The following is a 24,486-nucleotide window of genomic DNA, read 5'->3' as shown; positions in this document are numbered from 1 at the left end:
CGATCGTCACTCGGGAGCTGCCGACGTATGAAAACGCCACCATGGCCGCCCGGGCCTGAGCGGACTGACGAGACTATTCAGATCGGCGCTCTCGTACCGTTGTCTCCGCCTGGGTGGGTCGAGGCGGGGCGGCACTTGCTGGCCGGGCTCGAGTTGGGCCTTCGCGACGTCAATGACGCCGGCGGGATCGGCGGGCGACCACTTGAGCTGGTGGTTCGGGACACTGCGGCCGATCCGGAGCGGGCCGCGGCGGCGGTCGATGAATTGGCTCGCCTGGGCGTGGCTGCGTTGGCGGGGGAGTATCACAGCGTCGTCGCTCGCGCCGTTGCCGCCAGGGCTGACGCGCTCGGCTTGCCGTTCCTTTGCTCGTCGGCGGTTCTCGACGCGCTCACCGAACAGCCAACGGATTGGGTCGCGCGCCTTGCCCCGCCGCAGTCCCGCGGCTGGCAGATCTATGCGGACTTCCTGCTGAGCGCGGGCCACAGTCGAATCGCCGTAGCAGCCGCGCCGAGTGTCTACTGGGCATCTGGGGCAAGCATTCTGCGGGAGTATTTCGTTCCACGCGGCGGCACCGTGAGCGAACTCGACATGCGAGCGCTGGACACTGCGGCGGTGTGCGAGGAACTCGTCCACAACGGCGCGACAGCCCTCCTTCTCCTGGTCGGTCATCCGGAGCCGGCTGTTTCGATCGTCAAGGCTGTCCGCCACGATCAGCGCCTCGTCGAGGTCATGATCGGTGCTCCGGCCGGGCAACCGGAATTCGCCGAATGGGCGACGTTGTTGGGTGACGACGGCGCCGCGATCCCGTTCCTGCGCTACCTGCCCGAGCGCCTCACCCCACTCGGTGCACGAGTCGAGATGGCACTCCGGGAGCGGCTGACCGAAGCGCCTTCCTTCGTCGCCTTCGAGGGGTACGACACGGTCGCCGTTCTCGCCGACGTACTGCGTTCCTACGGCACCGACCGGGCGCGCACGGCCGAATCCTGGCCGCGCGTCGCCGTCGAAGGCACCCGCGGACACATCCAGTTCTCCCGCACCCCAGGCATCACCGTCTGGCAATGGGCTCGGACGCCGATCCAAGTCGTTGATCGAGACCCCACGGACCCAGACCGCTTCCGGATCCTCCACGCCGGCTGACGCTGGCGTGAAGGTGGTCCGGTGCATGAGGACAGACGGCTACCATTCTCGAGTACGCGCAGCTCGAGGCACTGCATCACTCGGGATCACGTGTGGCGGAGGATGATGTCGCCGCCGTGGGTGCGGGCGCGGAGCTTGACCGTTCGGTGGGACTGTTCGGGGGCCTCCAGGGAGTTGAACACCCGGCCGGCTGTGCTGCGCGCGTCGAGCTGCACGGCGGTGCCCTCGGGGACGCCGACCGCCACCTCGCCGGTTGCCGTGTACAGGTCGACTGTGCCGCTGCCGAGCTCGCCGACTCGGACGTCGCCGCTCGCCGTACGGGCGTCGACCCCGGCACGCGCCACGTCGACGGTGATGTGGCCGTTGGCCGCACTCACCCGCAGGTCGCCGGCGACCTCGCCGACCCAGCTGTCGCCGCCGATGTTCTTGACCACCGCGCCGCCGTCCACCTGGCGGATCCGGATGTCCCGGTTCCCGCGGACATCGGCCTGTCCGGTCACGTGGTCCACGATCACCTGGCCGCTGGTGGTCCGCAGCTGCACGCTGGTGGCCTGGCCGACCCGGATGTCGCCACTGGGGGTCTTCAACTCGCACGAGCCCACGGCGCCCTCGACGACGTACCCACCCTTGGCGGTGTTGCCTCGCACGTCCGACCCGGTCGGCAGTTTCACGAGCACGTCGACCGCGCCGAACTTGGTGCTGAGCGCGGTACGCAGCTTCGGGTGCTTGACGTGCAGCTTCCCGTCGGCGAACTCGATGACGACTTGTTCGGCGGCCTTGACGTCCAGCTCCCACGACGGGTCGACCGGGCGGACGTCGACCACGGTGTCGGTACGGTCACCGGCGGAGAATCGGATCTCTCCGAAGACGATGTCGACGGTCGCGGAGATCGGTGCGGGGGTGTCGAAGGTTCGCATGGCAGTGCCCTCCTGAGGCGTTGTCGAGCTGATCGGGAACCACGATCACCCGCCGTCCTGACATCGGGCCGCCACTGTGCTGACGCGGCCCACACCGGATCCGGCGTCGTGTCAGCGGCGTGGCGGCAGGGTGTCAGTGCGGGTCCCGATGGTTGTCGCATGACAACTTCAGCGATTACGGCTTCTGGGCTCCGGAAGGCCTACCAAGACAAAGTGGTGCTCGACGGCATTGATCTGGATGTCCCGGCGGGCACGATCTTCTCCCTCCTCGGTCCGAACGGCGCCGGGAAGACCACCACGGTCAACGTGCTGACCAGCCTGCTGAAGGCCGACGGCGGGACGGTCCGCGTGGCGGGGCACGACGTCGCGACCGAGGCCAAGGCGGTGCGCGCGGCGATCGGGGTCACCGGCCAGTTCGCGGCGGTGGACGAGTTGCTGACCGGGCAGGAGAACCTCCAGCTGATGGTGGACCTGAGCCGGGTGCGGGCGAAGGACGGCAAGCGGATCGTTGCCGAGCTGCTGGAACGCTTCGAGCTGGTCGAGGCGGCGCAGAAACCGGCCTCGACGTACTCCGGCGGTATGCGGCGCAAGCTGGACCTGGCGATGACGCTTGTCGGCAGCCCCCGGATCATCTTCCTGGACGAGCCGACGACGGGTCTGGACCCGCGCAGCCGGCGCACGATGTGGTCGATCATCCGGGACCTGGTGGCCGACGGCGTGACCATCTTCCTCACCACGCAGTACCTCGAGGAGGCCGACCAGCTCGCCGACCGGGTCGCGGTCCTCGATCAGGGCCGCATCGTCGCCGAGGGAACTCCCGACGAGCTCAAGCGGATGATCCCCGGCACCCACGTCCGGCTCCGGTTCGCCTCGGCCGCGGAACTCGACGCCGCCGCGCGGGTGATCGCCGACTCCACCCGGGACGACGAGGCACTGAGCCTGCGGATCCCCGGCGACGGCGGGACGAAGTCGCTGCGGGCTCTGCTGGACACGCTCGACCAGCACTCGATCAGCGCCGAAGAGTTCTCCGTCCACACCCCTGATCTCGATGACGTTTTCCTCGCCCTGACGGGCCACACCACGGAGGTTGCCGCGAAATGAACCACTCGATCGTGATGTTGCGCCGCAACTTCAAGCACATCGTCCGGAACCCGACCACGGTGTTCAACGCGGTCCTGATGCCGGTCGTGGTCATGATGATGTTCGTGTACGTGTTCGGTGACGCCTTCAGCGTCGGTGTCGACTATGTCGACTATGCGACACCGGGCCTGTTGTTGCTGGCCGTCTGCTACGGGCTCGGGTCGGTGGCGATCTCGGTGAACTCCGATGTGACCAAGGGCATCATCAACCGGTTCAAGGTCATGGACGTGCCGCGCAGTGCGGTGCTGACCGGGCACGTCGTCGCCAGTGTGCTGACCAACCTGCTGGCCGTCGCGGCGATCATCGGTGTCGCCTTCCTGCTGGGATTCAGTCCGTCGGCGAGCCTGGTCGACTGGCTCGGCGTGATCGGCCTCGTCGTACTGCTCAGTTTCGCGGCCGGCTGGCTCACGATCGCCATGGGACTGGCGGCGAAGTCCCCGGAAACCGCCGGTCTGGCCTCGTTGCCGCTGGTCATGCTGCCGTTCTTCAGCAGCGCCATCTCACCGACGGACAAGATGGGTCCCGGAGTGCGCCAGTTCGCGGAGTACCAGCCGTTCACGCCGATCATCGAAACCCTGCGCGGCCTGCTGAACGGCGCGCCGGCCGCCGGTGACGTGATCCCCGCCCTCGCATGGTGCGTCGGCCTGGCTCTGGTCGGCTACCTGTGGGCGAACTCGACGTTCACGAAGCGAGCGTGACCGCGGCCAACTCCCGCCAGCTCGCCCGCGCCCCCTCGGCAGTCGCCTCGGTGAACCGCGTGTCACCGAGGCGACTTCGCACTTCCTGCTCGATCCGGGTCACATCGGGCTGGGAGCGGTCCGGCAGGCCGCGCAGGCCGGCGCCGGCCGCGAGCAGCCGCGCGGCCTGTTCGTACTGTTCGTTGCGCAGGGCAAGATCCGCGATACCGACCAGCACCTGGGCGAGATGGGGTCCGTGCGCCGCCTCGGATGCCGCGTCGAAGGCCGCGCTGCGGTGGGCACGGGCCTCGTCGACATCCTCGGCAAGATAGCCGAGCAGGTCGTGTCTCAACGCCCGGACGTAGGACCGGTCGGCATCGTCGCCCAGCATCGCCGTCGCGATGTCGAGCTGACTGCGTGCCTGCTCGGCGTCACCGCTCCAGCGCGCGAGCTCGGCCTTCGCCAGAGCCAGCTCGGCCAGCGCCTCCGGCCAGGCGACTCGGTTCGCAGATCGCTGCGCCTCCGCCATGGCAGCCGCGCTGGCGTCCTTGTCGTCCAGCAGCCAGTACAGCTGGGCCTGCCGCGACCGCAGGCGCACGACATCCTCGATCGCACCGACCTCGGTGACGACCGCGACCGCCTGTTCGTAGTACTCGCACGCAGCGGCGAACTCGCCGCGCGTCGCGATTCGATCGGCCAGCTCGGTCAGGGCGAACGAGATGCCCCACCGCTCTCCGAGCGCGCGGAACTCGGCGAGTGCCGCCTCGAGATAGGCGTCCGCCTCACGGTCGCCGTGGCCGAGCAGGATCCGCATCTTGCCGAGCTGCAGCCGGGCGAGGGCGCGTACCCAGGGGTCCTCGTCGGCGAGCAACGGTTCGAACGCGGTCAGGTACATGTCCGGGCCCTGGAGCAGCCGTTCCAGCGGGACGGCCAGCGTCAGTACGGGGTGACGAATCTGGACACGTTGGCTGATCTCGTACGCCTTGTGGATCCACTCCTCCGCCTGGTGCTCGTCGCGCCCGCGCCCGGAGGTCATGAAGCCGGTGACGAACCCGTACACCACGCCCTGGATCTCGTCGGGCACCTCGCCGGGTACGGCGGCGGCCGCCATGATCAGCTCGTTGCCCTCCACCTTGTGCCCGCCGAGCCACCAGTACCAGCCGGCCGCAGCGGCGAGCCGCATCGCCCCGTACGCCTCGCCGGCCGCGAGCGCACCGCGCATCGCGGCGGCGATGTTGTCGTGCTCGCGCTCGAGCACGGCAAGCCATTCCAACTGCTCGGCGCGGCGAAGATGCGGCTCCGCGGTCTCGGCGAGCTCGGTGAAGTACGCGAGATGCGCACGGCGCGCCAGGTCCGATTCCCCGGCCTCGTCGAGCCGGTCGGCGGCGTACTCCTTGATCGTGCCGAGCATCCGGTAGCGAGGCGCACCCTCGCCCGCGGTGACCAGCAGCGACTTTTCGGTCAACGCGGTCAGCAGTTCGAGCACCTGCCATGGCTCTACCTCGTCGCCCGCGCAGACTCGCTCGGCCGCCTCCAAGCCGGCGCCACCGGCGAAGACCGACAGCCTGCTCAGGACCGTCCGTTCGGCCTCGCTGAGCAGTTCCCAGCTCCAGTCGACCACCGCGCGCAGCGTCCGGTGCCGCGGCAACGCCGTTCGGCTGCCCCCGGTCAGCAGCCGGAACCGGTCGTCGAGCCGATGGGCGAGCTGGTCGAGGGACATGGTGCGCAACCTGGCCGCGGCGAGTTCGATGGCCAGTGGCATACCGTCCAGCGCCCGGCAGATGCGCGCCATCGTCGCCATCGTCTCGGCGTCGGCGGAAAGGTCAGCGCGTACTGCGGCGGCTCGGTCCTGGAGCAGCCGGACGGCCGGAGAGGCGTCGATCTCGCCGGGGTCGGCGCCCTCCGCGGGCAGGACCAACGGCGCGACCGGCCACAGCGCCTCACCGGTGATGCCGAGAGGTTCCCGGCTGGTGGCGAGGATCCGCAGCCGCCGGCACTCTCCGAGCACCCGGTGGGCGAACGCCGCCGCCGAGTCGATGACGTGCTCGCAGTTGTCCAGAATCAGCAACATCTCCCGCTCACGGACCGCGGCGATGACCCGATCCGTCGGCTCCGCGTCCGGCACCTCGCCGACCAGCGCATCGCGCAGTCTGAGCGCGTCGAGCGTCGCCTGCGCCACGTCACCGTCGGCGCCGATCGCCGCGAGCTCGACCAGCCAGACTCCGTCGGGCAGGTCGCCGAGCAGCGTCCGCGCGGTTTCCGTGGCCATCCTGGTCTTCCCCGAGCCGCCCGGTCCGATCAGGGTGGTGAGGCGATGTTCGGCAACCAGATCGCGGACCGCGGCCAGATCGGTGTCCTTGCCGACGTACGTCGTCAGCTCGGCACGCAGGTTGGTCTGTCGTGTCTCCTCCCGCCGTACCAACTCGCCCCGCAGCAGCGCGACGTGCAGTGCGGACAGCTCGGGCGAGGGATCGACGCCCAACTCGTCGGCCAAGGTCTCCCTTGTGCGCTCGTACACGAGCAGTGCCTCGGTGTCGCGGCCACTCGCGACGAGGGCACGCATCAACGCGGCGACGAGCCGCTCCCGGACCGGATGCGCCGCCACCAGATCGGTCAGCTCGGTGACCAGCTCCGCACCGTGGCCGAGGGTGATCTCAGCGTCGTACCGATCCTCCAGGGCGGCCAGCCGCAGCCGCTCGAGCCGGGTGACCGCCGCGTCGAACGCGGCACTCTCGACCAGACCGATGTCCTGCAGCGCCGCGCCGCGCCACAACGCGAGCGCCTCGCGCAGCCGCCGTACACCCTGCGAATCCTCGTCGTTGCGAGCCTGGCCGACGAGACGTTCGAACCGGACCGCGTCGACGGCATCGGGCTCCACCTTCAGCCGGTAGCCGTCCGGGAGTCCCTCGACCGCCCCCTCCGGCAGCACCTTCCGCAGCCGGGAAACCAACCGCTGCAAGGCGTTCGCCGCGTCGGCGGGCGGATTCTCGCCCCAGATCCAGTCGACCAGCGTCGCCTTCGGGACCACCCGGCCCGGTTCGAGCGCGAGGGCAACCAACAGCCCACGCAACCGCGCGCCCGGCACGTCGGCCACGCCGCCGTCGACCGTGCGGACCTCGAACGGCCCAAGCAACCCAATCTGCACCGGCAGATTGTGTCATGGTCGCCGGCTGCTGTTCGGAGCGTGGGGGAGGCTGGCCACTCAGCTGACGGCCTTCTTGATGAGCGTGGTGAGTTGGGCTTCAACGGCGGGGGTGAGTTTGGTCAGAGCGTAAGAGGTCGGCCACATGTCGCCGTCGTCGAGGTTGGCCGGGTCGTTGAAGCCGAAGGTGGAGTAGCGGGACTTGAACTTGTCGGCGCCCTGGAAGAAGCAGACGTTCTTGCCGTCCTTGTAGTAGGCGGGCATTCCGTACCAGAGCTTCGGGGAGAGTTCGGGCGCGGTGGCCTTGATGATCTCGTGGATTCGGAGGGCCATGACGCGTTCGTGCTCCGGAAGTTCCGCGATCTTCTCCAGTACGGCGGCTTCCGCCTCCGCCTTGCCGCGGGACGCCTTGAGCTCGCGGGCGCGTTCCTTCATCGCGCCGCGCTCCTCCTCGGTGAAACCGTCGTACGACTTGCTCTTCTTCGCCGTGGTCGCCATGAGAGTGCTCCTGCCTGGGTGATCGGTTGGGAACGAACGACTTCAGACTACGGAGCCGCCCGGCACGGGGGCTTCTTGAAAACTGATCGATTCCGCGGCGGCGAGGGCGATTGTGGTTGCCTCACGACTGGCCGGGAGCAGGGGAAGGCGGACGTGCGGGCTGGGGATCCGGCCCTGAGCTGAGAGAACGGCCTTGATGACGGTGGGATTAGGTTCGGCGAAGAGGGCGCGGGACAAGGGGACGAGGCGGTTGTGCAGGGTGCGAGCCTCCTCCGTCGGGCCGTCCGACCAGGTTGCAATCAGGTCGGCGTAGGCGCGGGTGGCCACGTTGGCGCTGGCCAGGATCGCTCCCGTGGCGCCGAGGGCCAGGAGCGGCGCGGTGTAGAGGTCGTCGCCGGCGAGGACGGAGCAGTCCGCCGGCATGGTGCTCATGAACTCGACGGTGGCGTCGTCGATGCCGCCGACCGAGTGCTTGAACCCGGCAACGTTCGGGATGCGGGCGAGCCGTCCGAGCGTGGTGGCACTCAAGGATCTGCCGGTGCGGTACGGGACGTTGTAGACGATCAACGGCACCGAACTGGCCGCCGCGAGTCGGCGGAAGTGCTCGACGACGCCGTCCTCGGACGGGCGCGTGTAGTACGGAACGACGGCCAGCGCGGCGGAGGCGCGGGGATCGACATCGGCGAGCGTATCGACCGACGCCGCGGTCGAGTTGGACCCGACGCCGACGATCAGGTGTGCGCCGCGAGCAGCGCAGGCACCGGCACAGATGTCGACGATCGTACGCCGTTCCGCGGCGGTCAGTGTCGCCGGTTCAGCAGTGGTGCCCAGGGCAACGATGCCCGCGGCACCTTCGTCGAGTACGGCGTACGCGAGCGCCTCCAGCGAATCGGCGGCGAGGTCGCCGGCGGCTGTGAACGGCGTGACGAGTGGAACGAAGAGACCTGTGAATGCCATGCCTCGACCATCGCCGGTAGTCGCTGTGAAGGTCCAGTTCGCATTTCTGAGGTGGAGCGTAAGGTCTGCTTATGCTCGATGTGCGCAAACTCCGGCTCCTGCGCGAACTGGCTCACCGCGGAACAATCGCTGCCGTGGCCGAGGCACTCGCCTATACCCCGTCGGCGGTTTCGCAGCAGCTGACTGCGCTCGAACGGGAGACCGGCGTACCACTGCTCGAACGGACCGGCCGACGGGTGCGGCTGACACCGGCCGCTCTTCGTCTGGTCGAGCGCACCGAGGAGCTGCTCGCGACGCTGCAGGAGGCCGCTGCCGAGCTGGCGGCCACCGCGACGGCGCTCACCGGAACCCTTAGCATCGGGGTGTTCCCCAGCGCGGTGTCGGCGATCCTCACGCCCGCACTCGTCGCGCTGAGCACCGACCACCCGGACCTGGATCTGACGGTGACCGAACTGGATCCGGCCGCCGTGCCCGACGCGCTCCGCGACGAGAGCCTCGACATCGCGCTGATCCAGGAGTACGACTACGTGCCGATCCCGTCGGATGGTGGACTGCAGACCGAGCCGCTGCTGGAAGAAACCGTCCATCTCGCCGCACTGACCGACGAACCTTTGACGGCCCGGCGTGACTCCCCATGGATCGCCGGCACCCCGGGAACGCTGTGTCATGCGCTCACTGTCAGAGCCTGCGAGGCCGCCGGATTCACGCCGCGCATCCGGCATCACGCCGACGACTTCGGCGTCGTACTGGCGTTAGTTGCAGCTGGTCAAGGCGTCGCGTTCGTACCCGACTTGGGTGCCGGGGCACCACCCGCCACGGTCTTGTTGACACCGCTGCCCATCCGACGGAGAACTCACCTGGCCTACCGCCGAGGCACCGCCAACCACCCCGCCATCTCCGCCGCCCGTACGGCCCTGCATGCCGCCGCGGTGCCCTGACGCCCACGCCGTACGGCATAGGCTTGCCGTGTGACGAGCCTCCGCGCCTTCCCGAACCAGCTGGACACGGAGCGGTTGCAGTTGCGGGTCTGGGAGCCATCCGATGCCGAGCAGTACCGGGGGCTCTGGGTCGAGCGCGACCCCCGCTCCCTGCGCCGGATCGACGACGAAGGCCGGCCCACGGTCGACGACATTCGCGGGTGGCTGACGAAGAACCCGCTCGCGGCAGAGCCTGGTCTGGGCCTGCTGAAGATCGTACGGCGGGACGGGGGCGACCTGATCGGGTACTGCGGACTGACGGTCGGGCGTGGATCCTTCGAGGAGCCCGAGATCGCGTACGAGCTGGCCAGACGCGCTCATGGATTCGGGTACGCGACCGAGGCGGGCAGAGCCGTGGTCGAGGCCGCGGCGGCCACTGGTCGGAAGCGGCTGTGGGCGACGGTGAGGGAGTGGAACACGGCCTCCTTCCGCGTACTCGAGAAGCTGGGCTTCTCGGACAGCGGCCGCCTCACCGAGGACGCGGACCGCGGCAACACCATCTGGATGACCCGAGAACTGGAGGGTTGAATTCCCGGGGGCTCGGCTTCAAGCACTCGTGAGGCCGCCCGAACGTCCTTCTGCGGCTGGAAATCCGCGAGCGTCGCGCCGTCAGGATGTGGGTACGACGCGGATCGCGTAGGCGTCTGTGAGGCCGAGGGTGGTCGATGTGCCGTTGTGGTCGACGTCGATGGTGCCTGTCTCGTCGTGGCGGCGGTTGACCGTGACGGTCGTGCCGATCGTGATGCCGAGTTGGTCGAGTTGCCGCAGCAGGCCGGGATCGCTGTCGGAGACCCTGGCCACTCGCGCCCGTACACCTTCTCCGACGGTGTCGAGCCGCAGTTGGTGGTCGTCCGGGAGCGTGCCGTCCGAGCGGGGGATGGGATCACCGTGGGGGTCGTGTTCCGGCTCACCGAGGCGGGTGGCGAGCCGGTCGATGAAGGTGTCGGAGACGGCGTGTTCGAGGATCTCCGCCTCCTCGTGCACCTCGTCCCAGGTGTACCCGAGGTAGTCGACCAGGAACGTCTCGATGAGGCGATGCTTGCGGACCATCGCGACCGCGATCCGCTGCCCCTCGGCGGTCAGTTCGACGGCGCCGTACCGGGCATGGGAGACCAGACCGCGTTCGGTGAGTTTGCGGACGAGTTCGGACACCGTCGAGGGGGAGAGCCCGAGCCGGGCGGCGAGGGCTCCGACGGTCACCGGCTCGTCGGACCACTCCCGGGCGTTGAAGACGGCCTTGAGGTAGTTCTCGACGACTCTGGGTTCCATCGTGTTCTTCCGTCTCATCCGATCGCGGCAGCTCGCCGCCGGCTGGTCGCCAGGTGCCTGCCGAGCACCCCGTGCCGTGGGCCGAACAGGTACACCAAGGCGAACACCACACCCTGGACCACAACCACGAGCCCGCCCGACGCGGCGTCGAGCCAGTAGCTGAGGTAGATGCCCAGCACCGAACATGCGGCGGAGATGATCGGCGCGATCAGCAGCATCCGGCCGGACCGATCGGTGAGCAGGTACGCCGTCGCGCCCGGAATGATCAGCATCGCCACCACCAGGATCACGCCGACGACCTGAAGGGCGACGACGGCGGTGAGCGCGAGCATGCCGAGCAGGAGCGCGCCGAGGCGTCGCGGCGACAACCCGATCGCATGGGCGTGGACCGGGTCGAACGCGTACAGCGTCAGGTCGCGGCGCTTGAGCAACAAGATGGCGAGCGTCACCGCGGCGAGGATCCCGATCTGGATCAGGTCCGTGGTCGAGACGCCGAGGATGTTGCCGAAGATAATGTGGTTCAGGTCGGTCTGGCTCGGCGTGACGGAGACGAGCACCAGCCCGAACGCGAACAACGTGGTGAACACGATCCCGATCGCGGCGTCCTCCTTCACCCTGCTCGTGTCGCGCACGACCCCGATCAACGCGACCGCGAGGAACCCGAACACCACCGCCCCCAGCGCGAACGGCGCCCCGAGGATGTAGGCGATCACGACTCCCGGCAGTACGGCGTGCGACACCGCATCGCCCATCAGCGACCAGCCCAGGAGAACGAGCCAGCACGACAACACCGCGCATACGACGGCCGCGAACACCGTGGTGATCAGCGCACGGACCATGAAGTCGTACTGCAACGGCTCGAGCAGGAAGTCGACCGGAGTCATGCCGCACCTTCCTGCTCGAGTACGTCGAGACCGAAAGCGCGAGCCAGGTTGGCCGGCCGCAACGCGTCGGCGACCGAGCCGTGGAACAGCACCCGCTGCAGCAACAGGACCGCTTCGTCCGCGAGTTGTGGCAGGGCGTGCAGGTCGTGAGTCGACACCAGAACGGTCCGCCCATCGGCGGCCAACTCCCTGAGCAGCCCGACGATGGTGGCCTCGGACCGCTTGTCCACACCGGCAAACGGCTCGTCCAGCAGCAGGATCTGCGCACCCTGAGCGATGCCGCGGGCAACGAATGCACGCTTCTTCTGCCCACCGGACAGCCGCCCGATCTGGCGGTCGGTGTACTCGGTCAGCTCCACCCGTTCCAAGGCCTCGGCCACCGCGGCGTGGTCGGCGGCACGCGGCCGCCGGGTGAAACCTTGGTGCCCGTAACGGCCCATCATCACCACGTCGTGCACCGACACCGGGAACGTCCAGTCCACGTCCTCGTTCTGCGGGACGTAGCCGACCCGTCCGCGTTTGCGGGCGATCGCCGGGTCGACCCCGTCGAGCCGGACCCGGCCCTGGTCGGGGCGGATCATGCCCATGATCGCCTTGAACAACGTGGTCTTCCCGGATCCGTTCATGCCAATCAGACCGGTCACCCTGCCCGGTTCGACGGTCAGCGACACCCCGTCCAGCGCGACCACGTCGCCGTACCGGGCGACGACGTTCTCGACCTCGACCGCGGCATTCAACTCCGTCATGGCGTGCGTCCTGTCAGGCCACGGATGATCGTGTCGGCGTCGTACCGGATCAGGTCGAGGTACGTCGGGACCGGCCCATCGGCCTCGGAGAGCGAGTCCACGTACAGCGTCCCGCCGAACTCGGCGCCGGTGCCGTTCGCGACCTGCCTCATCGCCTTGTCCGACACCGTCGACTCGCAGAACACCGCCGGTACGTCGTTGGACTTCACGAACTCGGTCGTGGAGGCGATCTGCTGCGGTGTCGCCTGCTGCTCGGCGTTGACCGGCCAGATGTACTTCTCGGTGAGGCCCGCGTCGCGTGCGAGGTAGGAGAACGCACCCTCGCAGGTCACCAGCGCCCGCTGCTTCTTCGGCACCGCCGCCAGCTCGGACACGAGCCCGTCCTGGACCTTCTGCAACTCGGCCTTGTAGGTCTTGCCGTTCGCGGCGAAGTCGGCCGCGTGCCCGGGGTCGAGCTCGGAGAACGCGTCGACCATGTTGTCGACGTAGAGCTGCACGTTCTTCGGGCTCATCCACGCGTGCGGGTTCGGCTTGCCGGCGTACGAGTCCGCGGTGATGTCCATCGGGGCGATCCCGTCGGAGACCACCTTGTGCGGTACGTCGACCGACTCGACGAACTGCTGGAACCACACTTCCAGATTGAGGCCGTTGTCGAGGATCAGGTCGGCGTCCGACGCCTTCCGGATGTCGCCCGGTGTCGGCTCGTACCCGTGGATCTCGGCGCCCGGCTTGGTGATCGACTCGACCTTCAGGTGGTCGCCCGCGACGTTCCGCGCGATGTCGGCGAGCACCGTGAACGTGGTCAGCACCACCGGCTCGTCGTCACCCGAGGCCTGGCTCGGCGAACACGCGGGCGCCACCCCGAGTGCCAGGACCAGGGACAGGGCGGCGAGAGTTTTCGGCACACCGAAAACATAGAAGTTCGGTGCACCGAAAACAAGGCCGGATTGCGGATCCGCGCGGCGGCTGGGAGGGTGCTGAGCCGTGGACGAGGACATCCGCCGCGGCGACCTGCTCGCCGAGGGTGAGCCGGAGCAGGAGTTCAATCCCGGGATCGCGGCCCGGTTGCCGCGCAAGACCGTGGCGGGCGGTGCGCTGATCCGCGACGAGGCCGGCCGCATCCTGTTCCTCGAACCGACCTACAAACCGACCCTCGACATCCCCGGCGGGATCGCCGAGTACGACGAATCGCCGTACGAGGCCTGTGTCCGCGAGGTCGAGGAGGAGATCGGCCTGGTCCTCGAGATCGGCCCGCTCCTCGTCGTCGACTGGGTGCCCGCGCTCGGCGTCTGGAGCGACGCCCTCGCCTTCGTGTTCGACGGCGGTGTGCTCGACCGGTCCACGATCGACCGGCTGAGGATCGACGCGGTGGAAGCCCGCACACATCAGTTCCTCACCCTTGCCGAGGCGACTCCGCGCCTGCGCCCGTCCCTGGCTCGCCGCCTCGCCCTCGCCCTCCAAGCCCTTACCACTGGCACCCCGGCGTACGCCGATTTCGGCCGCTGAGGCCCTCGCGGAGCCGGGGCGGGCTCCGCGAGGGCTGAGTGGGTGTTGTCAGCCGGCGGTTGCCAGCACGGTCGGTCGATAGAGGGTCTGGCCGGACGTGTCGTCGACCACTGCGACCCGGACGGACTCCGGTGTGGGGTCCTGATGCGGTACGGCGAAGACCGCGGTCGCCGCGCGGCCGTCGTACTTGGCGGTGTAACTGACGAACCGCCAGTCCTCGTCGTCCCAGTAGTCACGGATGTCGGACCGCAGCAGACCGCTGACTGCCCGGTACGCCGGGCTGAGCAGCAGCCGTCGCTGTGTCGCGGCCAGTGGTACGGCGCCAGTCGCCGTACCGCTCAATGGATGCGTGATCCGCAACCGCAGCCGGCGCACCGGCAGCAGCCAGTACCGATCCAGCTCGGCGGACAGCATCACGAACAACGCGGCTTCCGGCACCAGGACGAGCACTTCGGACGACCACCATCCGGCGCTCGCCGTCGTCGCCAGTGAGGCTGTTGCCAACAGCAACAAGGCGCGGCCGATCGCCCGCCCGCCGACCGGCTTGACCGACGAACCGACACAGCCACACGACGCCTCGGGCACCACGATCTTGGCGTAGATCAGGTACCCCGTGAACCCGGCAGCCAGCACGGCCGCCGCGACCGCCTCGACAGTCCAGACCGGTGGCGCCAGCAACGCCAACCCGATCACAGCCTCGACCACACCGACCGCGCGATACACCGGCGCAGCCCGCGTCTCGCCGACCAGCCGAGGCAACGCCGTACGCCGAGCCTGCTCCGCGCTGCCCCGGTCCACGACCTTGCCGTACGACGACCACAGCAAGAGCAACCCGATGAGCAGCGGCTGGGCAGCCGCCACCTGAGATGCGAACATCGCGGCCTCCCGGTCAGTTCGACGCGTAGATCGTCGCGATGTCGATCTCGTTCGTGCCCGGCCGCCAAGCGCCGATCACGCGGGCGTGCTGGCCGACTTTGAGCATCGACAGGTCCGACACCGCCGGGGTCCCGTTGTAGACGGCGGCGCTGAGGCCCGGTTGCAGATGCCCGACGACCTTCTGGCCGTGGTGGTCGAGGTGCAGAGCGGTCCGGCCGATCGCGTTGATGCTGACGGCAAGGTTGACGATGTTGACCCACACCGACTCGGCGGCGAGGATTCCGTCCGGCATCAGCACGCCCCGGGCATACAGACCGTCGCCGATCCGGACCTGGTCCAGCGTGGTCGGGCGCAGTTTCCAGACGCTGGTCACACCGGTCAGCTGGATCCGGTGCATCCGGCCGTCGGAACCCCGTACCTGCAGCAGATCCTGGTTGCGGCCGATGATCAGTCCTTCGGCGAAGTTCGGGTCCGGCTGACCGGCGTCCGGGTACTGCGAGGCCGCGGCGAACGCGGTCTCCGGAGCAAGTGAACCCATGGCACTGGCGGCGACCAGGCCGGTGGCGCCGAGCGCGGCGCGAGACAGCAGTGACCGGCGGTCCATCGTGGTGGTCATCTCGACTCACTCCCCTCAGCCGACGTCGACAGTGCAGGGGACCAGGCCGGCACTCAGGCTCGCGATCGCGGAGAACGCCGCCGGAGTGAGGTCGATGATCCGGTTGGAGGCGCACCTGCCACCACAGCAGGCACGCTCACCGCAGAACAGGTCGGTCTGCGGACCGCAGTCCGCGATCGACGTGACCACCCGGGCGCCGTTGCACAGGTTGGTCGTGGAGTGCCGGAAACCGCAGGTACGCCGGGACATCCCGGTGATCCCGCAGCGGTCCGGCCGGGTGATGTCGTAGCACGCATCCGACGTGTTCGGCCACGCGTGCTGGAAGTTCCCCGAGTGACAGGTGCCGCAAGCACCTCGCCCGGTACTGGCGCAGGGTCCCCACGCGTTCCCGCAACAGAACCACGAGACTTCGCCGTTGATTCCGGCCATGACAGATCCTCCAGGTCTAGGGGCGGACAGACCTACTGAGAATCTTTGTACCGCGAACGTGCGAAATCTCACAGACTTCAACCCCGAAACGGAAACTTTTTGACCACGACGAAAACGTCTGCCCTCGTAGGTGGTTGAAGTGGTCGACCCTCGCAGCCTGCTACGCCCGCTCCTACGTCGCGTGCTACGCCGACAGCCCCACCCACCCTTTCGCGCTCGCGCTGCTCGCTGGATGCGCGCGCTCGCGATGCTCGCTGGGTTTGCTCGCGATGCTCGCCGATCGACTGCGGGGTGGTTGCGGCCTTGGGTGGTTTGTCGAGTGGATGTGTAAGCCCTCGCAGCCTGCTACGCCCGCTCCTGCGTCGCGTGCTCCGCCGGCAGCCCCACCCCCCTTCTTGCGCTCGCGTTGCTCGCTGGATCGGGTGCGGATGGTTGCGCGCTGACGTCGATGCGGGGGTTGCAGTGTGGTGGCGGGTGGGTGGGGTTGCTGATCGGTCGAGGGCATGTGTGGTGCCTTCGGCGGCGGCTAGTTCTGCGTCAAGGGGTTCGCGACGCACTGCCGAGAGCCGGACACCTACTAGCGGCCCTCATCTGAGGGGTCAGCCAGGCAGATGGTGGGTTGACCCACCCGATTCTGAGGGGTCCACCCACCATCGCGTGGGTTAACCCCTCACCTGACAGCTTGCCCATGACCCAACGGGACCAGCCTCGCGATACCCCCGAAGATCTCTAGATGAAGCAGCAGCGGAGCTGCTGCGGGCTGAAGCGGATACGGGGATTGGAGTGTGGTGGCAGTGGGCCGGGCTGACGTGGTGTCAGCCCGCGTGGTCAGAGGCCGAGTGTTCCTCCCGAACGTGCCACCACACTCCACCCCGGCATCCACATCAGCCCGCGTCCGCCCGTACTCAATCCAGCGAGCAGCGCGAGCGCGAAAGGGCGGGTGGGGCTGCCGGCGTAGCACGCGACGTAGGAGCGCGCGTAGCAGGCTGCGAGGGCTCACCTCACCACCTCGACCAACCACATCAGCCCGACCCAGCTGCCACCACACGCCAACCCCGCATCCACATCAGGCCGCGACCACCCGCACTCAAATCCAGCGAGCAGCGCGAGCGCGCACATCCAGCGAGCAGTGCGAGCGCGAAAGGGGTGGGTGGGGCTGCCGGCGTAGCACGCGACGTAGGAGCGGGCGTAGCAGGCTGCGAGGGCTCACCTCACCACCTCGTGACCTCTTGCACGGCCAATTGCATTGGTGTCCGATACAATTGCTGCGTTGTGGAGGGGAGTATTCCTCTCGGGCGGCCGTGATGCGCGTCCGAATGCGGCAGTGTCGTCATCACGGGAGGCCTGGGCGGCCGAACCGGTGCTGCCGGCCCGGGGACATCGGCCGGGTGGAAGAGACCTCCGGACCAAGCTGTACGCCGTCGTCCGGAGGTTCGTCATGGTTTCTGTCATGCCCCCTGTTGTCTGGGTCCTCACGGTTGTCGGGTTGCTGGCGGTCGTCGCCTTCGACCTGGTGGTGATCGCCCGGCGCGACCACACCGTGACGATCAAGGACGCGACTCGGTGGGTGCTGTTCTACGTCGGTCTGGCCGGCATGTTCGCGGTCGGGTTGTTCCTGTTCGCGCCGGCGGCGGGGACGACCGGTGGTGAGTTCGTGGCCGGCTACATCACCGAGTACAGCCTGAGTGTCGACAACCTGTTCGTCTTCGTGATCATCATGGCGAGGTTCGCCGTGCCGAGCTTGGCGCAGGACAAGGTTCTGTACATCGGCATCGTGGTCTCGATGGTCCTGCGCGCGGTGTTCATCCTGGCCGGTGCGGCGGCGATCGCGGCGGCCAGTTGGGTGTTCTACGTCTTCGGCGCGTTCCTGGTCTACACCGCGATCAGGCTGGCGCTCGAGAGTGACGACGAGACCGCCGACAGCTGGTCGGAGAGCCAGGAGAACGCCGTACTGCGCGGGTTGCGCCGGATCCTGCCGCTGTCGCACGAGTACGACGGGGCACGGCTGGTCACCCGGGTCGACGGCCGCCGGATGGTGACGCCGCTGGTGATCGTGATCTCCGCGATCGGGATGGCGAACGTGATCTTCGCGCTCGACTCGATCCCGGCGATCTTCGGGCTCACCCAGGACGCCTACATCGTGCTGACGGCCAACGCGTTCGCGCTGATGGGCCTGCGGCAGTTGTACTTCCTGATCGGCGGGCTGCTGGAGCGGGTCATCTACCTGAACGTCGGCCTGTCGGTGATCCTTGCCTTCATCGGCGTGAAGCTGATCGTCGAGGCGCTGCACGGTTCGCACATCGACGACATCGGAGCGATCCACCTGCCGCACATCGGCATCCTGACCTCGCTCGGCTTCATCGCCGGCACCCTGTTCGTCACCACGCTCGCCAGTCTCGTCAAGTCAGCGTACGACCGCCGGGTCAGGTCCGAAGACTGACGTCCTCCCGCGCCGGACGCAGCCGGAGGAAGAGCAGCGGGATCGGGGTGAGGATCAGGCCGGAGGCGAGCAGGGCCGTGCGCAACGACGTACGGCCGACGGCTCCGAGCGGCGGACCGCCGACGACCTGGCCGATCGCGTTCGCCTGGGACACCATCGAGATCACCGTCGCGCGGGACCGGGAGTCGAGGTGCCGGTTCAGCCAAGCGGACTCGATCGGCCAGGACAGCGTGCCGGCGATCGTGCGCAGCCACATCGCGGCCAGCGCCAGCCAGAGGTGATCCAGCAGCGCGAACGCGACCACGCCGCCGACCTGCAGAACGGCGAGCAGCCCGAGTACGCCGTTCGGATGCGCAGCGCTCAACCGTTCCGGCGAGAGCTTGTTCAGCGTGACCGAGGTGATCAGGGACAGCAGCGTCCCGACCAGGGCGAGCACGGTGAACCAGAACGCGGGTTCCGACGTACCGAAGACGGTCGGGAAGCTGAACTCGAGGATCTTCACCGACCACAGCCGGTCGAACGCCTCGCTGGACAGCCCGGAGATCAGGCTGATCAGCACCAGCGCCCGTACGACGGGACGCCGCCGGGCGACCTCGAGTCCGTGCTTGAACGTGTCGGCCATCTGCCGGAACGTCTCCCGCTCGGCCTTCGGCGTGCGGTGGAAGTTGTCCTCCCGCATGAACGTCGCCAGCAGCAACGCGAGCAGGATCATGCCGGCACCGGACAGCGTCAGCGGCAACGGCAGGCTGACCAGACCGAGCGCGCCGGCGCTGATCGTGCCGGCGATGGTCGCGACCAGCCCGACCTGCTGGCTGCGGACGAACACCGGGCCGGCTCGTTCGGCTCCGATCTCGTCGGTGATCCAGGCCTGGTCGGCGCCCGAGGTGAAGGTGTAGCCGATACCCCAGAGCACCTGGGCGGCGAGGATCGCGAGGAACGACGGGACCAGCCCCTGCAGCAGGAAGCCGGCGCCGATCAGCGTGAAGCCGATGATGATGGACAGCCGGCGGCTGTACAGGTCGGCGACGATGCCGGTCGGCACCTCGAACAGGAAGCAGGCCAGCTCGAGCGTGGTCCCGACCAGGACCATCTGGAGCGGGTTCAGGCCGGCCTCGCGGACGTAGTACACCATGCTGAGCGTGAACGTCAGCGCGGAGAGGAACGCCCAGGTGCCGTTGTAGGCGTAATAGGTACGGACCGGATCGGCCGACCGGAAAGCAGGCAGAGGCATCGCGGGTTGCTCCCGAAAGCGTGTGCGGGCATGACGAAGCGCGACCCCGATGGGTCAAACGCTTGACGTGACGCACGACGGCGGCCCACCCGGCTGGTGAGCGGCGGAGGTGCGCTTTCAGGAGCGACGTTGCATGCCGTCAGGGTAGGGAAGATCCGGCGCGTCCGCCTCCGATTTACCCGTCCGGCGGCGGTGATCGGAGGTACCATCGAAGTGCCTGGCCCGGCCGTTCCCCCGTGATGGTCGGGTCAGGTTTTCGCGGCCCGATGTAGAGAATCGCCCGGTGGCTCCGTCGCCCCTGTAGACAGTCAGGACCGACGAGAGGATTCCCATCATGCTGCTCGAGAACAAGACCGCGATCGTCTACGGCGGCGGAGGCGCGATGGGCGGTGCGATCGCCCGGGCGTTCGCCGCCGAGGGCGCCACCGTTCACCTGGCCGGCCGGACCCTGGCCAAACTGGAGAAGGTCGCCGACGACATCACCGAGGCCGGTGGCAAGGCCGCCGTCGCCGTTGTCGACGCGTACGACGCCGACGCGGTGAACCAGCATGTGGCGTCCATCGAGGGCCGGATCGACGTCGTGTTCAACGCGGTGAGTGTGCGGGTGAAGCAGAACGTGCCGCTCGTCGAGTTGTCGGTGGACGACTTCGTCCGGCCGGTCGAGGACGCGGCGCGGACCAACTTCATCACCTCGACCGCGGTCGCCCGGCGGATGATCGAGCAGCGCGGCGGCGTGATCTTGATGCTGTCCTCGTCGGCGTCGCGGGAGTCGGGCGCCGAGTTCGAGATGGGCGGCTTCAGCCTGGCCTGCGCGTCGATCGAGACCCTCACCCGGGCGCTGGCCGGCGAGGTCGGCCGGTACGGCGTCCGCGTCGTCGCGCTGCGGCCCAACTTCACGCCCGACACCCACCCGGAGTGGGACATCGCGGAAGGCGGTCTGGACCACCTCATCAAGGGGACCGCACTCAAGCGGCTACCCCGGGTGGCCGAGGTAGCCCATACCGCCGCCTTCGCCGCCTCCGACCACGCCGGCCCCATGACGGCCGCCGTACTGAACCTGTCCTGTGGCGCGGTCGTGGACTAGAACGGTTCGCGATCGGGCCGGGGGTTGACAGTCGGGGCGCGGGGCGGGTTGACTGCGATATAGTTCACATAGGAAATTAAAGCTGGCTCGGTCCGGAGGCGGTGACTCAGAGCGCCACCGGACCGGCTGGCCGCATGCCCGGATCCGGTGGCGATGCCACCGGATCAGTCGGCGTTTCCGGTCACTTTGGTTGCTGGGGGCAACACGCAGAATCCCTTGTGGACAAGGGATTTGCGGGGATCGGTCAACATCTGATCTCGCCGGGGTGGAGCTCTTCCGCTGCCGGAGGTTCTGTGTCATCCTCCCGGAAGTAGAGCCCGAGATCCTATCGGATATCGGGTCGGAGAGGATGGGGAGTGAGTACAACACTGAAGCCGGCGGCCCCGCCCGCGCCGGTCCGCCCGGAGTCGGTCAGGTCCGCCCGGATACCACGCCCGAGCCGCCGGACGCAGGCCCGGCGGAGCCTGCGGCGGCACTGGCAGCTGTACCTGCTGGTCGTCGTACCGCTCGCGTACTTCGTCATCTTCAAGTACATCCCGATCGCGAACGCGGTGATCGCGTTCAAGAACTACAGCCCGGTCAAGGGGCCGTGGGGCAGCGAGTGGGTCGGCTTCCGCAACTTCGAGTTGTTCTTCGCCAACCCGGTGTTCTGGACGCTGGTGAAGAACACCTTCATCCTGGCCGCCTACACGGTGCTGGCCAGCTTCCCGATCCCGATCATCCTGGCCATCGCGCTGAACGAGATCCGCAACGGGCGGTTCAAGAAGGTCGTCCAGCTGGTCACCTACGCGCCGTACTTCATCTCCACCGTCGTGGTCGTCTCGATGACGATCCTGGTGCTGTCGCCGCGGCTCGGTTTCGTCAACGACGCGATCGGGTTGTTCGGCGTACCGGCGGTCGACTTCCTCGGCAATCCGGACTACTTCCGGCACATCTACGTCTGGTCCGACGTCTGGCAGACCACCGGATACTCGGCCGTCATCTACCTGGCAGCGCTGGCCGGCATCGATCCGGCGCTGCACGAGTCGGCCAAGATCGACGGTGCCACCCGGCTGCAGCGGATCTGGCACGTCGACCTGCCCGGCATCATGCCGACCGCGGTGATCATCCTGGTGCTGGGCGTCGGCAACATCATGTCGATCGGGTTCGAGAAGGCGTTCCTGCTGCAGAACCCGCTGAACCTGGCGCAGTCCGAGATCATCGCCACCTACGTCTACAAGACCGGCCTGCTGAACGCCGACTTCAGCATGGCGACGGCGATCGGGCTGTTCAACTCGGTGATCAACCTGTTCCTGCTGCTCGGCGTGAACTTTGCCGCCAAGCGCATCACCGGAAACGGACTGTGGTCATGAGCCTCACCCTGACGAAGCGTCCGGAGTCGACGCTGATCGCGGAGACGCGGACCGACAAGATCTTCCTCTTCGGGGTGAAGATCATGCTCTGGATCGCGTTGATCCTCGTCGCGGTCCCACTGATCTACATCGTCGCGAACTCGTTCAGCAGCGCGTCCGCGGTGAGCGCCGGCCGGGTGCTGCTGTGGCCGGTCGAGCCGAGCCTGAAGGCGTACCAGGTGGCGTTCGGCGACCCGCAGATCATGCGCGGCTACCTGAACTCGTTCATCTACGCGATCGGCGGCACGCTGATCAGCGTCACGCTGACGATCGCGATCGCCTACCCGTTGTCGCGCCGGACCTTCTTCGGCCGCAACGTGATCATGAGCCTGCTGATCTTCACCATGCTGTTCTCCGGCGGCCTGATCCCGACGTACCTGGTGGTGCAGGACCTGGGCATGCTGAACACCCGGTGGGCGATGGTGATCCCGAGCGCGATCGGGGTCTGGCAGGTGATCATCGCGCGCACGTTCTTCCGCTCGACCATCCCGGACGAGCTCTACGAGGCGGCCACCATCGACGGGGCGAGCGACCTGCGGTTCCTCTGGTCGATCGTGCTGCCGCTGTCGAAACCCGTCATCGCGGTGATCGCGCTGATGTACGCGATCTTCCAGTGGAACAGCTACTTCGACGCGCTGGTCTACCTCAAGGACCCGAGTCTGTACCCGTTGCAGATCGTGCTGCGCAACGTGCTGATCCTGAACACCGTCACCGGTGGCTCGACCACCCAGAACCTGGCCCAGCAGCTCGAACAGCAACAGCTGGCCAATGTCCTCAAGTACGCGCTCATCGTCATCTCGAGCCTGCCCGTACTGATCATCTACCCGTTCGTCGCCCGCCACTTCACCAAGGGCGTGATGGTCGGCGCGGTCAAGGGATAACAGCGAGAAGGGAAACACACGAAATGCGCTCAACAGTGGGCAAAGTCGCCGCCGTCGCGGCGGCCGGCGCGCTCGCCCTCGCGGCGTGCAGCTCGGACAAGTCGGCGCAGGGGGCGGCGAACGAGACCACGGCCGACGGCAAGGTCGTCATCGACACCTTCACCCCGGCCGACCAGAACACCAACCTGGACACCAACGCGGTCACCAAGATCATGACCGACAGGTTCAAGATCCAGTTCCGCTGGCAGACCACGACGTACGACGCCGGGCCGGCCAAGGAGAAGCGGCAGATCGCGCTGGCCAGCGGCGACTACCCGGACCTGTTCTTCCTGATCCCGTGGGTCGACGCGTTCACCCAGGCCGAGGTGCTGAAGCTCGGCCAGCAGGGCGTCGCGGTGCCGTTGGAGGACCTGATCAAGGAGCACGCGCCGAACATCCAGAAGGCGCTGGACTCCAACAAGACGTACAAGGAGATGTCGACCGCGCCGGACGGGCACATCTACGCGCTGCCGCAGTGGGCCGACTGCTACCACTGCACGTACCCGGACAAGCTATGGATCAACACCGCCTGGCTGAAGAAGCTCGGCCTGCAGATGCCGAAGACGACCGAGGACCTGCGCGCGGTGCTCCGGGCGTTCAAGACGCAGGACCCGAACGGCAACGGCAAGGCCGACGAAATCCCGATGACCACCGACGTCCAGGACAGCAGCCTGATCCCGTATCTGATGAACGCGTTCGCCTACAACCCGGTCGGGGCGAACAACGGCGTCCGGTCGCTGATCACGCTCGACGGCGACAAGGTCGTGACCCCGGTGACGTCGCCGCAGTGGCGGGAGGGCCTGAAGTACATCAACTCCCTCTACAAGGAGGGCCTGATCGACCAGGCCGCGTTCACCCAGAACGCCCAGGCGTTGCAGGCTCAGGGCAACAACCCGAAGGCGGTCGTGCTCGGTTCGGTGCCGGTGCTGTGGCCGGGCATCTTCGTCCAGCTCGACTCCAAGGACGGGCGGGACAAGCAGTACGACGCGGCGCCGCCGCTGACCGGTCCCGAGGGCAAGAGCTACACCGGCCTGAACCACCCGACGTCCACCGGCTACACGTTCATGCTGACCAACAAGGCCAGCAAGGAGGCGCAGGTCGCGGCGGTCAAGATGCTCGACTGGATCTTCACCGACGAGGGCCAGATGATCACCAACATGGGCCCGGAGAACGTCGGCTGGACCAAGCCCGGCCCGGGTGACATCGCGCTCGACGAGAAGGTCAAGCCACTGTACAAGCCGAAGCAGGACGCGCCGAAGAACATCAACTGGGGTGCGCTCGGCCAGTACAACAACACGCTGGCGTACCGCAACGCGCAGGTGGTGCCGGCCGACATCTACACCGGCGCCGGTCTCGAGCGGCGGCTGTTCCAGGCGACCAAGCTGTACGAGGGTCACGAGGACAGGTCGCAGTGGTTCCCGCAGACCTCGGTCTGGCCGGACCCGAGCCTGAGCGGTGAACTGGCCACGCTGCAGACGAACCTGAACAACTACGTGAACCAGAACCAGTTGGCCTTCATTACCGGATCGAAGAACATCGACACCGAGTGGGACGCCTACGTGAAGGGTCTCGAGAGCACCGGGATGAAGCGGTACCTCGAGATCCAGCAACAGGCCTACGACAAGTACAAGTCCGGGAGCAAGTAGACC

The 24,486-nt window shown here is 67.7% G+C and carries 23 protein-coding genes; 11 read left to right on the top strand and 12 right to left on the bottom strand.

Features of this window, described 5'->3' with window-relative positions:
- Positions 1 to 27: 27 nt before the first annotated feature.
- Entirely contained in the window at positions 28 to 1,137 is a 1,110-nt protein-coding gene (locus tag ACYVOK_RS22025) for an ABC transporter substrate-binding protein (protein WP_460664523.1), read from the top strand.
- Between the two features lie 86 nt (positions 1,138 to 1,223).
- On the opposite strand, the gene ACYVOK_RS22020 is transcribed toward ACYVOK_RS22025, so the two are convergent.
- A complete protein-coding gene (locus tag ACYVOK_RS22020; RefSeq protein ID WP_460664374.1) occupies positions 1,224 to 2,054 on the bottom strand; it encodes a DUF4097 family beta strand repeat-containing protein in 831 nt (276 codons plus the stop codon).
- A 159-nt stretch (positions 2,055 to 2,213) separates the two neighbouring features.
- On the opposite strand from ACYVOK_RS22020, the gene ACYVOK_RS22015 reads away from it, so the two are divergent.
- Together ACYVOK_RS22015 and ACYVOK_RS22010 are read left to right on the top strand one after the other, a co-directional pair.
- Complete coding sequence (locus ACYVOK_RS22015) at positions 2,214 to 3,155, top strand: ATP-binding cassette domain-containing protein (protein WP_460664373.1); 942 nt, start codon at positions 2,214 to 2,216, stop codon at positions 3,153 to 3,155.
- Complete coding sequence (locus ACYVOK_RS22010) at positions 3,152 to 3,892, top strand: ABC transporter permease (protein ID WP_460664372.1); 741 nt, start codon at positions 3,152 to 3,154, stop codon at positions 3,890 to 3,892. Before ACYVOK_RS22015 ends, ACYVOK_RS22010 begins: the two co-directional genes overlap by 4 nt.
- On the opposite strand, the gene ACYVOK_RS22005 is transcribed toward ACYVOK_RS22010, so the two are convergent.
- From ACYVOK_RS22005 to dapA, 3 genes are read right to left on the bottom strand one after another with little or no spacing between them, the layout of a single operon-like run.
- Positions 3,876 to 7,016, bottom strand: a complete 3,141-nt coding sequence (locus tag ACYVOK_RS22005) for a BTAD domain-containing putative transcriptional regulator (RefSeq protein WP_460664371.1) — start codon at positions 7,014 to 7,016, stop codon at positions 3,876 to 3,878. The two genes, ACYVOK_RS22010 and ACYVOK_RS22005, sit on opposite strands and share 17 nt — an antisense overlap.
- Before the next feature lie 57 nt (positions 7,017 to 7,073).
- Complete coding sequence (locus ACYVOK_RS22000; protein WP_460664370.1) at positions 7,074 to 7,511, bottom strand: iron chaperone; 438 nt, start codon at positions 7,509 to 7,511, stop codon at positions 7,074 to 7,076.
- 42 nt (positions 7,512 to 7,553) lie between these two features.
- Positions 7,554 to 8,468 carry a 4-hydroxy-tetrahydrodipicolinate synthase gene (gene dapA / locus ACYVOK_RS21995; RefSeq protein ID WP_460664369.1) on the bottom strand — a complete coding sequence of 305 codons (915 nt, stop codon included), beginning with the start codon at positions 8,466 to 8,468 and terminating at the stop codon, positions 7,554 to 7,556.
- Positions 8,469 to 8,539: 71 nt separating this feature from the next.
- Between dapA and ACYVOK_RS21990 the strand changes: the two genes are divergently transcribed.
- Positions 8,540 to 9,406 carry a LysR family transcriptional regulator gene (locus ACYVOK_RS21990; protein ID WP_460664368.1) on the top strand — a complete coding sequence of 289 codons (867 nt, stop codon included), beginning with the start codon at positions 8,540 to 8,542 and terminating at the stop codon, positions 9,404 to 9,406.
- Positions 9,407 to 9,436: 30 nt separating this feature from the next.
- Positions 9,437 to 9,973: a GNAT family N-acetyltransferase gene (locus tag ACYVOK_RS21985; protein WP_460664367.1), complete on the top strand. Its 537-nt coding sequence runs from the start codon at positions 9,437 to 9,439 to the stop codon at positions 9,971 to 9,973.
- Between the two features lie 81 nt (positions 9,974 to 10,054).
- Here ACYVOK_RS21985 and ACYVOK_RS21980 read toward each other — a convergent pair whose 3' ends face one another.
- From ACYVOK_RS21980 to ACYVOK_RS21965, 4 genes are read right to left on the bottom strand one after another with little or no spacing between them, the layout of a single operon-like run.
- Entirely contained in the window at positions 10,055 to 10,714 is a 660-nt protein-coding gene (locus ACYVOK_RS21980) for a metal-dependent transcriptional regulator (protein ID WP_460664366.1), read from the bottom strand.
- 14 nt (positions 10,715 to 10,728) lie between these two features.
- Positions 10,729 to 11,598 (bottom strand): metal ABC transporter permease, encoded by an 870-nt coding sequence (locus tag ACYVOK_RS21975; protein ID WP_460664365.1) that lies wholly within the window; start codon positions 11,596 to 11,598, stop codon positions 10,729 to 10,731.
- Positions 11,595 to 12,344: a metal ABC transporter ATP-binding protein gene (locus tag ACYVOK_RS21970; RefSeq protein ID WP_460664364.1), complete on the bottom strand. Its 750-nt coding sequence runs from the start codon at positions 12,342 to 12,344 to the stop codon at positions 11,595 to 11,597. The genes ACYVOK_RS21975 and ACYVOK_RS21970 overlap by 4 nt, the downstream gene beginning before the upstream one ends.
- Entirely contained in the window at positions 12,341 to 13,249 is a 909-nt protein-coding gene (locus ACYVOK_RS21965) for a metal ABC transporter substrate-binding protein (protein WP_460664363.1), read from the bottom strand. Before ACYVOK_RS21965 ends, ACYVOK_RS21970 begins: the two co-directional genes overlap by 4 nt.
- A gap of 79 nt (positions 13,250 to 13,328) precedes the next feature.
- Between ACYVOK_RS21965 and ACYVOK_RS21960 the strand changes: the two genes are divergently transcribed.
- Positions 13,329 to 13,850 carry an NUDIX domain-containing protein gene (locus tag ACYVOK_RS21960; RefSeq protein WP_460664362.1) on the top strand — a complete coding sequence of 174 codons (522 nt, stop codon included), beginning with the start codon at positions 13,329 to 13,331 and terminating at the stop codon, positions 13,848 to 13,850.
- A 48-nt stretch (positions 13,851 to 13,898) separates the two neighbouring features.
- On the opposite strand, the gene ACYVOK_RS21955 is transcribed toward ACYVOK_RS21960, so the two are convergent.
- From ACYVOK_RS21955 to ACYVOK_RS21945, 3 genes are read right to left on the bottom strand one after another with little or no spacing between them, the layout of a single operon-like run.
- Positions 13,899 to 14,726, bottom strand: coding sequence for a MauE/DoxX family redox-associated membrane protein (locus tag ACYVOK_RS21955; RefSeq protein WP_460664361.1), 828 nt, complete (start codon positions 14,724 to 14,726; stop codon positions 13,899 to 13,901).
- Between the two features lie 13 nt (positions 14,727 to 14,739).
- Positions 14,740 to 15,342 carry a cell wall protein gene (locus ACYVOK_RS21950; protein ID WP_460664360.1) on the bottom strand — a complete coding sequence of 201 codons (603 nt, stop codon included), beginning with the start codon at positions 15,340 to 15,342 and terminating at the stop codon, positions 14,740 to 14,742.
- A gap of 15 nt (positions 15,343 to 15,357) precedes the next feature.
- Positions 15,358 to 15,771, bottom strand: a complete 414-nt coding sequence (locus ACYVOK_RS21945; protein WP_460664359.1) for an RlpA-like double-psi beta-barrel domain-containing protein — start codon at positions 15,769 to 15,771, stop codon at positions 15,358 to 15,360.
- 1,450 nt (positions 15,772 to 17,221) lie between these two features.
- Between ACYVOK_RS21945 and ACYVOK_RS21940 the strand changes: the two genes are divergently transcribed.
- Positions 17,222 to 18,211, top strand: a complete 990-nt coding sequence (locus ACYVOK_RS21940) for a TerC/Alx family metal homeostasis membrane protein (protein ID WP_460664358.1) — start codon at positions 17,222 to 17,224, stop codon at positions 18,209 to 18,211.
- Here the strand turns inward: ACYVOK_RS21940 and ACYVOK_RS21935 are convergent.
- Complete coding sequence (locus tag ACYVOK_RS21935) at positions 18,195 to 19,442, bottom strand: MFS transporter (protein WP_460664357.1); 1,248 nt, start codon at positions 19,440 to 19,442, stop codon at positions 18,195 to 18,197. The genes ACYVOK_RS21940 and ACYVOK_RS21935 overlap by 17 nt on opposite strands.
- Before the next feature lie 334 nt (positions 19,443 to 19,776).
- On the opposite strand from ACYVOK_RS21935, the gene ACYVOK_RS21930 reads away from it, so the two are divergent.
- From ACYVOK_RS21930 to ACYVOK_RS21915, 4 genes are all read left to right on the top strand, one after another.
- The gene (locus ACYVOK_RS21930) at positions 19,777 to 20,526 is read left to right on the top strand and encodes an SDR family NAD(P)-dependent oxidoreductase (protein ID WP_460664356.1); all 750 of its coding nucleotides are present in this window, start codon (positions 19,777 to 19,779) and stop codon (positions 20,524 to 20,526) included.
- 356 nt (positions 20,527 to 20,882) lie between these two features.
- Positions 20,883 to 21,878: an ABC transporter permease gene (locus tag ACYVOK_RS21925; RefSeq protein WP_460664355.1), complete on the top strand. Its 996-nt coding sequence runs from the start codon at positions 20,883 to 20,885 to the stop codon at positions 21,876 to 21,878.
- Positions 21,875 to 22,798, top strand: a complete 924-nt coding sequence (locus tag ACYVOK_RS21920) for a carbohydrate ABC transporter permease (RefSeq protein WP_460664354.1) — start codon at positions 21,875 to 21,877, stop codon at positions 22,796 to 22,798. Before ACYVOK_RS21925 ends, ACYVOK_RS21920 begins: the two co-directional genes overlap by 4 nt.
- 23 nt (positions 22,799 to 22,821) lie before the next feature.
- Positions 22,822 to 24,483, top strand: coding sequence for a type 2 periplasmic-binding domain-containing protein (locus ACYVOK_RS21915; RefSeq protein WP_460664353.1), 1,662 nt, complete (start codon positions 22,822 to 22,824; stop codon positions 24,481 to 24,483).
- Positions 24,484 to 24,486: the final 3 nt, after the last annotated feature.

It is taken from the genome of Kribbella swartbergensis (genome assembly GCF_054784135.1).
This window is presented reverse-complemented; position numbering and strand designations above follow the sequence as displayed.